Raw genomic sequence first — 8,784 nt, 5'->3', positions numbered from 1 at the left:
TTTCCCGAAACCCTGCATGGGAGGCTGGGGAACGAGCGGTCTGAACGTGACGCCTGATGGGCAGGTGCTGCCCTGCCACGCGGCCCAATCCATCCCGCATTTGTCTTTCGACCGGGTGCAGGACAAGCCGCTGTCGGACATCTGGTATCACAGCGCGGCGTTCAACGCCTATCGGGGCACCGACTGGATGCCGGAACCCTGCCAAAGCTGCGATCGCAAAACCATCGACTTCGGGGGGTGCCGCTGTCAGGCCATGGCCCTGGTCGGGGATGCCAGCGCAACCGATCCGGTCTGTGTCAAATCTCCGCATCATCAGGCGCTGCAGGATCAGGCCAACCAGCACGCGGCCAGCGTTGATGCGCCGTTCGTCTATCGCGTGGCACCCGGTGCGGTGGCCGAAACAACCGAGTGATCCGCTAGGCCAAAACTGCACCTTGCGGGGTGGCTTTCAACTTAAGGACCCGATCTGCAAGCCGCTCCGCCTCGGTCCCTGAATGGGTGACGAATAGCGTCGCCGGGCGGTGCCGCGCCATCAGTTCTTCGGTCAGCGTCAGCATCGCGTCGGCTGTTTCGGCATCCAGCGAAACAAAGGGTTCGTCCATGATCAGCAGCTCTGGCTGACCGGCAAAGGCCCGCGCCAGCGACAGGCGTCGCTGCTGTCCCAGCGACAACTGACCCGGAAACAGGTCACCTTTGTCGCTCAATCCAACCGAGCCAAGCGCGGCCTCGGCCTCGGTTCGGGACAGATCGGGATGGATAATCGTCAGATTGTCCAATGCGCTGCGCCATGGCAGCAAAGTGGGTTCCTGAAACACGATTGCCGTTTGGTCAGGGCATTCAATCCGCCCGTCGAAATCCGGATCAATACCGGCCACAAGGCGAAACAAGGTTGTCTTGCCGATACCGGACGGACCGATAAGGGCGACCGTCTCACCCGCGTTGATCTCGAACGTTATGGCCCCCAAAACCGGGTCTGACCCGAACCGTTTCTGCCGGATATCGATGCGGATCATGCGGCTCTCCACCTGCGGGCGCTGCGTTCCCACGGTTGGAGGATCAGCCATTCCACAAGCAACATCACCGCGATGAAGGAAAACGCGTAGACCAGCACCATCGCGACATCGAAGAGTTGAAAATAGAGGTGTATCTGAAAGCCGACGCCGGATGAGCGCCCCAGAAACTCGACCACCAGCACGATTTTCCAGATCAGCGACAGGCCGGACCGGGCGGCGGCGGCGATGAAGGGCGCAAGCTGCGGCAGGATCACATGCCGCAGACGTGTCCACCGCGGCACCCGGTAGACCTGCGCCATCGCGTCGAGGTCCGGGTTCAGCGCTCGGCCGCCTTCGCGCAGGATGGTCGCGACATTGGGAATTTTGTTCAGCGTCACTGCCGTGATCGCGGCGGCCTCGGTCAAGCCGATCCACAGGTAACACAGCACGATCAGAACCAGCGCGGGCAGGTTCAGAAAAATCACCAGCCATGGGTCCAACCAGCGGTTGACGGCGGGCGACCGGCCCATGGACAGGCCTATGAGGCCGCCCAATGCCATGGCCAGCGCAAAGGCCCAGATCACCCGCAGCAGGGTCGCCCCGATACTGCGCTGCAACTCTCCGGTGCCCAGCTCCTGTTGGAACCGGGGGATCAGATCCCAGGGTTGGGGCAGGATTTGCGGGTCTGCGGTCAGAAACGCGGCGACCACCCAAAGCAGTATCAGACACCCGATAGACAGCAGCGGCGTGAGGCGCGGGTCCGGCATTGACGGCTAGTCCACGTTCGCAAATAGACCCTGCGGTACCGCAGTGGCGTCACCCACCAGTTCAGGACCGCCCAGTTCGGCCATCAATGCCAGCATGCTGTTGGCCGCTTCGGTGTCCACCGGGCCCCGGTTCGGGATGCCCGCAATCCAGTCGGATTTCAGCTGTTCGAATTGTGCATCCGATTTGGCGTTCATGCGCGGCCTGATCACCTCCCACGCGTCAGGAGAGGTTGCGAGCAAATCCTTGGCCTCGCGGCTGGCTGAAAACAGGTTTTGCGCCAGATCGGGATGATCTGCCAGGAAGCTTTCCTTCAGATAATACCCCAGCAAAGGCGTATCGGTATCCAGACCAAGCGCCTGCCCCGCGTCTTCAACGGAAATCAGTTCCCGCATGCCAGACGCTTTCATCTTGGCCAGAAAATGCCAGAAGTTGATCGCGCCGGCATAGTCGCCGCCAAGTGCGGATTTGAAGATCAGCGGCGGCGCACCAAAGACCTGTTCGGTGTCGGCTTTCAGGTCCATGCCGTATTCCTGTGCCGCATAGGCGCGCAGGATCAGCCAGGATTTATCCAGCGGCCCACCGGCAATTCCGATCTTGCCCCCGGACAGATCCTTGAGAGTGCGCGCAGGGCTGTCGGCGGGCACGACCACACCGCCGACGGCTTTCGAATAGGGGATGAACACATAATCCTTGCCAGCAGCCCGTTGCCGGGCCACCCAGATCCAGTCTGCCACGGCCAGATCAGCCTCCCCCCCTTCTACGGCGATACGGGTCGCGCCATTGTCGGCAAAGGGCTGCACGTCGAGGATAAAACCGTGTTTCCTGTCCAGACCATTTTGCCGGATGGTCTCAAGCTCCCAATTCACGGTGCCGATTTTCAGGACAGCGGCGCGAATGGTCGGCAGGGTTTCGGCCAAGGCCGCCCCCGCCATCAGAACAAGCGCAGCGCAGGTCGCGAACAGCTTTGTCATCCCGTCCTCGCGTTACTCAGCCCTGCGGCTGACCTCGTTCAGATCCTTGTCCAGCTTGATGTCGAACTGATTGCCGCCCTTGCAGATCACATCATCCAGATCGTAGCCGTCATCCTCGACCTCGATGTCATCGGGGTCCATCTGACATTCAATCGACGCCAGATAGGCTTCGATCTTGCTTACAGTTTCGGCATCCAACTCATCTGCCAACGCCGGAGCCGCCAGAACACCTGCGAATACCACTATGCCAAGTTTCTTCATCCTCTGTCCTTTCGTTATTGAATGCTGACCGTGATGCGTTGCGAGTCTCCGGTGGAACCGGGGATACGTATTTCATGGCTGCCGGGCTTGATGGCGATGAAGGACAGTTCGGCGACGCCTGCCTTGTCAAACTCGATACTGTCCACGGCCATGGGGCGGATTTCGATCTTGTTTATGACAATCTCGTTCATCCAGATTGCCCGAAAGAAGGATGGCCCCTCGATTGCCAGTTCCGCCGAGCCGTCTGCCGTGATCTCAAGCTTGTAATAGGCACCGGATTGCAGCACCACATCCTCGCCCAGGGGTTGGCCCGAGGCCAGCGTCAGCTTGATGGTGTCGCCACGATTGCACTTGGCCAAGAGCCCGGCGAACCCAAGGTCGTCGCAGAGCGGGGCTGCAGCCACCGGCCCGCCCAACATTGCAACCATCGCTGCGATTGCTAGTTTTTTCATTCCCGTCCCTCCCAGAACCTTAGTCGATTGTCACCACGCCCCAGGGCTGCTGACCAACCTGAACCGATTTGATGGCCTTTTCTGCAGCCACGTCGATGATCGTGATGTCGTTGGAATTGCCGTTTGTGGTCAGCAGATATTTTTCATCCGGCGTGAAATCCAACTGCCAGACACGCTGCCCCACAAGGATGTAATCCAGCACCTCAAGGCTTTGCGCATCCACCACCGCAACCCGGTTTGCCGGTCCAAGGGCAACGAACAGACGCGTGCCATCCGAGGTGACTTTCGCCCCCACAGGTTGCAGCCATTCGGGCTGAACGCCGGGTACTTCGAACCCGATCTTGCCGACAACCGTGGGGGTGCCGTCTTCGGCAATGTCCATCACCGACACCGTACCGCCGATTTCCGAGGTCACGAACAGCCGCGTCCCGTCTGCCGTATATTGCGCATAGCGCGGGCGTTGATCGACCAGCACGTTGTGCTTGATCGTATAGTCCTCGGTCGAGATGAAATGGGCCATATTGGTGGTCTCGGACGTGTTGACCACAAATTTGGCATCCGGGCTCATCCCCATGCCTTCGGGCTCGACCCCAACCGGAACCTCGGCCAGAATTGTGCGGGTTTCGGTGTCTGTGACCGTCACCAGATTGTCGTCTTCGTTGGCGATGTAAAGCCGTTTGCCCGAGGGTTCGAGAATGAACAGTTCCGGGTCCGGGCCCGAGGGCAGGCTGGGCAGTTCTTCGTAGGTCGTGGTGTCAAAAACCCGGATGATGTTGTCATCCGAGGCGCAGACATACAGCTTTTGGCCATCCGGGCTGACAGTGATGCCGCGCGGGCGGTTGCCGCCGGGAAACTCGGTCAACACCTCCCATGTCTCGGTATCGACCACGGTGATGGTGTTGCCCCGCTCGTTCGACACAAAGGCCTTACCGGCCAGCGCGGGGCCTGCGGTCAGGGCGGCAAGAGCAGCGGTCAGCAATAATCGTTTCATCAAGTCCTCCGGTTACTCAAATGCCTGACAGTTGGATTCCGGGCGGTCCAATCCCATCGTGTCGAGCGGTGATGTCTGATGCAGGAACCCGTCTTGCGGGCTGACGCTGACGGTGATCGAGCCGTCATACAGAAGGATCGGTTGGCGCAGTTGCCCGTTCCAGTCGCGAAAGGTCACCTTCTGGCCCTTGAACGCCGCCAGTTCGAACTCATCCGACAGGGCATAGTCCCGTACCCCGTCGGGTTCAGCCGTATTGGCGCGTGTAATCGCTTCGCCGATGACGCGCAGGGCAAGCCAGACATTGTAATCCTCGGGCCGCACATAGCGACCGGTCAGGTCTTCGAAACGGGTCTGAAACTGCGTGGCACCCCAGGCCTCGTGCGCGCCATGGATCGTCACCGGGCGCAGACCGCCCGACCCCATCACCGGGCGCGGGGTCCAGAGGTGATAGGACAGATAGCGCCCGAAATAGTCGCTTTCATCCGCAGCGATTACCACGTCGTGGTCCCGAACGTCCTGTGTGTCCAAAGGCAATTGCCGCTGCACCAGAACATGCCCCGAATCCGTACGACGAGAGCCGCCGGTATCTTCAAAAACACGATCCTCGACGAGCTTGGCGCCGAACTTGGTGGCGGCGCGGCGATAGGCATCGGCCAGCTTCGTATCGTCGGGGTTCGACCCTGCCAGCAGGAACCAATCGCCCCATTTCTTCCAGACCGCAAACTGCGCCACCGCGTCCGCCTTCATCGCCCGCGACGGCGCGATATGCAGCAGGTTGCCACGACAGTTTGCATCCCGCAGATCGACATCCGGGGCCGAGGCGTTGAACACAAGCGCACCGGCCTCGGCCGCCTTGTCCGTCAGGCGCAAGACATCCGGCGCATCGGCCAGAAGGATGATCAGCCTGGCCCCATCGGCCAGAATCTGATCCATCGCTTCATCGGCCTGTTCGGGCTGAGTGGCCACCGTGGTTGTTTCGTATGTGTGGCCCAGAAAGCCACCTGTGGTGCTGTTATCTTCGGTTCCAAGCAATGCACCTGCAAAGCCCAGATCATCGGGTTTCAAATCGTAGCGAGAGATCGGCAGCAGGCTGGGATAGTCAATCCTCAGGACCGCTGCTTTCACATCAATCGCCACTGCGTCTATCGCAGAAACACACCAAAAGAGTGCCGCAAAAAGCGGCAGCGCGTTCATGTTCAAGATGTCCTCCCGGTCCCTGCCAGGTGTTTTGGCAGGCTCTTATTCTTCAGCGCAATGCGCTGTAAAACGGAACCAATACTTTTGGCCGTGTTGTGATCTCAAGCCTATCAGCTTCATCATTAACCTCGATTCTTATTTTATAAGAATGCACGTATGCGATTGAACTTGCTTCTGTTTCCCGCCGTGCCCGTCAATGTGGCAGGTGTTCGGGAAGGACAGAGCGGGTCTGGTCGCGTGCCGATCCGCGCTGGCAGTGCAACCCGCCTGGGCCAGCCATCGGCGCAGCTAGGGAGGATACCGAATGAAGCGACGAACCTTTCTTGCGGCAACCGCCGCCGCTGTGGTTCCGGCCGTTGTCTGGGCCCACGGCCCGACCCGGCAAAAAGTCACCCTGACCACCGAAGTCGCCGCCCCACCGGACGAGGTCTGGGCCGCCATCGGCAATTTCGACGACATGTCCTGGCACCCTGCGGTTTTCTCGACCGAAGGAAATGGCGGCAATGCAATCGACGCCACCCGCCTGCTGACCCTTGGGCAAGAGGGCGGGCCGACCATTGCCGAGGTCCTGTATAAGTTCAGCGACGAGAAGATGAGCTATTCCTACCGGATCACCGAGGTCGCGGTCGAGGTTCTGCCTGTCACTAACTACTCGTCTCACCTGACGGTCAAGCCACGCGATGGGGGCGGGTCGATTGTCGAATGGCGCGGTGCGTTCTATCGCGGCTATCCGAACAATGATCCGCCTCCCGAACTGAACGACGAAGCCGCGATTGCGGCTGTGACCGGTGTGTATCAGGCAGGTTTGGATGCACTGGTCGAGCGTTTCGGTGCCGCGAGCTGATTGCGGCCTGATCCTGCTGATGTCGCTGTTTGCTGATCCCGGTTCGGCTGAAACGGCCTTTGTCACCTGTCAGAATGGCGAAGAACTCAGCCGGATCGAGCTTGCGGACATGCGCGAAACCGCCCGCTGGCCCCTGCCCGGCAAACCCGCTGGCGTGGCGGTGGGGCAAGATGGCGTTGTGTTCACAGTCTCCCCCGACAGCAAACACGTGCGGCGCATTTCGGCAGAGACGGGGGAAACGATTGCCCAGGCCACGCTGGACGGCGGTCCGATCGGGATCGCACTGGACCCGCAGCGCAGGCGGGTGTTTGTGAGCGATTGGTACAATGCCCGAATCTGGGTTCTGGACAGCGAAACCCTGTCGGTTCAGGCCGACCTGCCGACCGGGCTGGCACCGGCAGGCATTGCGGTATCGGATGACGGGCGATTTGTGGCGTCGGCGGACAAGGACGCCAATCAGGTCTCGGTATTTGACGCCGAAACCCTGCAACCCTTGCTCCAGATTCCGGTTGGCATACGCCCCTTTGGACTGCGCTTCGCGCCGGACGGGCGGCTGTTTGTCGGCAATGTCGGAAGCAATGATGTCAGCGTTATCAACCTCGATGCTGCAGCCGTCACGGCAACCGTTCCGGTCGGCGAACGCCCTTACGGCATTGCTTTTGCCCAAGGCTGGGCATTTGTGACAAACCAATATGCCAATACGCTCAGTGTGATTTCGCTAGAAACCCTCGAACCTGAGGCCCTGATCGAGGTTGGGGAATACCCCGAAGGCATCGACGCAACCGCAGAACAGGACCTGCTGGTTGTCGCAAACTGGTTCGACAACACGGTCAGCATCGTGGACCCGAAGGCTCTGACTGTGGTAGAAACTTTGGAAACCTGTGACGGCCCGCGCGCCTTCGGCACGTTTCTGGGAGGAGGAATGCAATGAAGACTTCTCATCTGGTGGCAGCTTTGATCTGGGTGTCAGCGGCTCCGGCCATGGCGGCTGGCGAAGCCTGGGAAAACGTGCGTGCGCTGCTTTATGGCGATCGCCCCATGCAAAACGGGGACGCCTTGATCGCGATTGATGCCCCCTATCGGACCCCTGACGATGCGCGGGCGGAACTGGCCGCGCAGGTGGTTGCGCCACAGGGAACCGAAGTCGCAAAAGTGACGTTGGTGCTGGATGAAAACCCGATGCCGGTTTCCGCCGTGTTCGAACTGGAGGAACCGCTGCCCAGCTTCTATTTCGATGTGACCATGCGCGTGAACGGGCCCACGCCCATGCATGTGATCGCGGAAACGACGGACGGACGCCTGTGGGTTTCAGAGACCTATGTCAAAACCTCCGGCCTCGGCGCATGTGCCGCGCCACCGGGAACCGACCCGAAACTGGCCCTTGAAAACCTGGGAACGATGGAGGCCGAACTGGTCGGTCGCGTTCCGGCGCTAAACACGCTGACCCGGTTGTCCCAACTGGGTACGGGTCGTGCGAACAAGATGGATCTGAACATCGACCACCCGTCGCATTCCGGGATGCAGATGGATCAGATTTCGCTGCTGTTCATCCCGATGCGTTACGTGGAAACCGTGGATATCGACCTTGACGGTGCAGGTTACATTCAAATGACCGGCTCGATTTCCCTGTCCGAGAATCCAAGAGTCGGCATTTCAGTCCCCAGCCGCGCGCAGGCGGTTGATGTGACCATGACGGATACTGACGGCACGGTTAGCCATCTGCATAAGAAACTGGCGGGCTTCTAGCTTACCCGTCGCCGGTCACGGGCTGACCGGGGGCCGGTTTGACACGTTCCGTCGGATAGTCCCAGAGCGCCCAGCCATCGGTGCCTTCGGGAAACCAATAGACGTTGGAATAGCCCCACTCGATAGCACGCCGGGCGGCATTCCAGCTCATCCAGCAATCTTCGAGGCAGAAGAAAACAACGGCCTGTTCGGCGTCATTCGAGGTGGCGGTTTCGAGCCCGCTGCGAAAGTAATCGGCGGTGACATCGGCAATGGCACCGTAGCCCACATTGGGCAGCCAGACCGCGCCGGGAATGCTGTTGCGCGGCTTGTCGCGCCAGATCGTGCCCTTGGGCAGATTGGCGGGCTTGGGTGCCTGGGGGAGCACGTCAATGAAAGCGGCGCTCTTGTCCTGCCACAGCGCGTGCGCCTCTTCCGGGCCTATGGTGATGCCGCCGGTAATCCGGTCCGGCACCGGTGCCCGGTAATGATCCATGCGATAGTCGGACGGCTCTGGAACGGTTTGGGCCGCCGCAGCGCCTGTGCAGATCGAAAACGTCACAAGGGCGCTGATCATTGCGAC

General features: G+C 60.4%; 12 protein-coding genes. 4 read left to right on the top strand and 8 right to left on the bottom strand.

Annotated elements, in window-relative coordinates; all coding sequences use genetic code 11:
- Window positions 1–412, top strand: a 412-nt coding sequence (locus ACR0NJ_RS21140) for an SPASM domain-containing protein (protein WP_480819064.1), incomplete at its 5' end; no start/stop codon positions are given.
- A gap of 4 nt (window positions 413–416) precedes the next feature.
- Here the strand turns inward: ACR0NJ_RS21140 and ACR0NJ_RS21135 are convergent.
- Genes ACR0NJ_RS21135 through ACR0NJ_RS21105 form a run of 7 tightly spaced genes read right to left on the bottom strand, consistent with a single transcriptional unit; the run spans window position 417 to window position 5,629 of the window.
- Window positions 417–1,013: an ABC transporter ATP-binding protein gene (locus tag ACR0NJ_RS21135; protein ID WP_480819063.1), complete on the bottom strand. Its 597-nt coding sequence runs from the start codon at window positions 1,011–1,013 to the stop codon at window positions 417–419.
- Window positions 1,010–1,759, bottom strand: coding sequence for an ABC transporter permease (locus tag ACR0NJ_RS21130; RefSeq protein WP_480819062.1), 750 nt, complete (start codon window positions 1,757–1,759; stop codon window positions 1,010–1,012). Before ACR0NJ_RS21130 ends, ACR0NJ_RS21135 begins: the two co-directional genes overlap by 4 nt.
- Window positions 1,760–1,765: 6 nt before the next feature.
- Window positions 1,766–2,731 carry an ABC transporter substrate-binding protein gene (locus ACR0NJ_RS21125; protein ID WP_480819061.1) on the bottom strand — a complete coding sequence of 322 codons (966 nt, stop codon included), beginning with the start codon at window positions 2,729–2,731 and terminating at the stop codon, window positions 1,766–1,768.
- A 12-nt stretch (window positions 2,732–2,743) separates the two neighbouring features.
- Complete coding sequence (locus tag ACR0NJ_RS21120; RefSeq protein WP_480649555.1) at window positions 2,744–2,992, bottom strand: PepSY domain-containing protein; 249 nt, start codon at window positions 2,990–2,992, stop codon at window positions 2,744–2,746.
- Between the two features lie 14 nt (window positions 2,993–3,006).
- Window positions 3,007–3,444 (bottom strand): cupredoxin domain-containing protein, encoded by a 438-nt coding sequence (locus ACR0NJ_RS21115; RefSeq protein ID WP_480819060.1) that lies wholly within the window; start codon window positions 3,442–3,444, stop codon window positions 3,007–3,009.
- Window positions 3,445–3,463: 19 nt separating this feature from the next.
- Window positions 3,464–4,435, bottom strand: a complete 972-nt coding sequence (locus ACR0NJ_RS21110) for a YVTN family beta-propeller repeat protein (RefSeq protein WP_480819059.1) — start codon at window positions 4,433–4,435, stop codon at window positions 3,464–3,466.
- A 12-nt stretch (window positions 4,436–4,447) separates the two neighbouring features.
- Window positions 4,448–5,629, bottom strand: coding sequence for an ABC transporter substrate-binding protein (locus tag ACR0NJ_RS21105; RefSeq protein ID WP_480819058.1), 1,182 nt, complete (start codon window positions 5,627–5,629; stop codon window positions 4,448–4,450).
- A 307-nt stretch (window positions 5,630–5,936) separates the two neighbouring features.
- On the opposite strand from ACR0NJ_RS21105, the gene ACR0NJ_RS21100 reads away from it, so the two are divergent.
- Genes ACR0NJ_RS21100 through ACR0NJ_RS21090 form a run of 3 tightly spaced genes read left to right on the top strand, consistent with a single transcriptional unit; the run spans window position 5,937 to window position 8,222 of the window.
- The gene (locus ACR0NJ_RS21100) at window positions 5,937–6,476 is read left to right on the top strand and encodes an SRPBCC family protein (RefSeq protein ID WP_480819057.1); all 540 of its coding nucleotides are present in this window, start codon (window positions 5,937–5,939) and stop codon (window positions 6,474–6,476) included.
- On the top strand, window positions 6,442–7,407 hold the full coding sequence (locus ACR0NJ_RS21095; protein WP_480819056.1) for a YncE family protein: 966 nt from the start codon (window positions 6,442–6,444) through the stop codon (window positions 7,405–7,407). The genes ACR0NJ_RS21100 and ACR0NJ_RS21095 overlap by 35 nt, the downstream gene beginning before the upstream one ends.
- Window positions 7,404–8,222: a quinoprotein dehydrogenase-associated SoxYZ-like carrier gene (locus ACR0NJ_RS21090; RefSeq protein WP_480819055.1), complete on the top strand. Its 819-nt coding sequence runs from the start codon at window positions 7,404–7,406 to the stop codon at window positions 8,220–8,222. Before ACR0NJ_RS21095 ends, ACR0NJ_RS21090 begins: the two co-directional genes overlap by 4 nt.
- Before the next feature lies 1 nt (window position 8,223).
- On the opposite strand, the gene ACR0NJ_RS21085 is transcribed toward ACR0NJ_RS21090, so the two are convergent.
- Window positions 8,224–8,778, bottom strand: a complete 555-nt coding sequence (locus tag ACR0NJ_RS21085; RefSeq protein ID WP_480819065.1) for a PQQ-dependent catabolism-associated CXXCW motif protein — start codon at window positions 8,776–8,778, stop codon at window positions 8,224–8,226.
- Window positions 8,779–8,784 lie beyond the last annotated feature (6 nt).

Source organism: Ruegeria sp. F11 (assembly GCF_056533855.1).
This window is presented reverse-complemented; position numbering and strand designations above follow the sequence as displayed.

Coding starts and splice junctions, on each gene's coding strand:
- ACR0NJ_RS21100 (WP_480819057.1), top strand. CDS start 5,937: ATGAAGCGACGAACCTTTCTTGCGGCAACCGCCGCCGCTGTGGTTCCG.
- ACR0NJ_RS21130 (WP_480819062.1), bottom strand. CDS start 1,759: ATGCCGGACCCGCGCCTCACGCCGCTGCTGTCTATCGGGTGTCTGATA.
- ACR0NJ_RS21125 (WP_480819061.1), bottom strand. CDS start 2,731: ATGACAAAGCTGTTCGCGACCTGCGCTGCGCTTGTTCTGATGGCGGGG.
- ACR0NJ_RS21090 (WP_480819055.1), top strand. CDS start 7,404: ATGAAGACTTCTCATCTGGTGGCAGCTTTGATCTGGGTGTCAGCGGCT.
- ACR0NJ_RS21115 (WP_480819060.1), bottom strand. CDS start 3,444: ATGAAAAAACTAGCAATCGCAGCGATGGTTGCAATGTTGGGCGGGCCG.
- ACR0NJ_RS21120 (WP_480649555.1), bottom strand. CDS start 2,992: ATGAAGAAACTTGGCATAGTGGTATTCGCAGGTGTTCTGGCGGCTCCG.
- ACR0NJ_RS21135 (WP_480819063.1), bottom strand. CDS start 1,013: ATGATCCGCATCGATATCCGGCAGAAACGGTTCGGGTCAGACCCGGTT.
- ACR0NJ_RS21110 (WP_480819059.1), bottom strand. CDS start 4,435: ATGAAACGATTATTGCTGACCGCTGCTCTTGCCGCCCTGACCGCAGGC.
- ACR0NJ_RS21085 (WP_480819065.1), bottom strand. CDS start 8,778: ATGATCAGCGCCCTTGTGACGTTTTCGATCTGCACAGGCGCTGCGGCG.
- ACR0NJ_RS21105 (WP_480819058.1), bottom strand. CDS start 5,629: ATGAACGCGCTGCCGCTTTTTGCGGCACTCTTTTGGTGTGTTTCTGCG.
- ACR0NJ_RS21095 (WP_480819056.1), top strand. CDS start 6,442: ATGCACTGGTCGAGCGTTTCGGTGCCGCGAGCTGATTGCGGCCTGATC.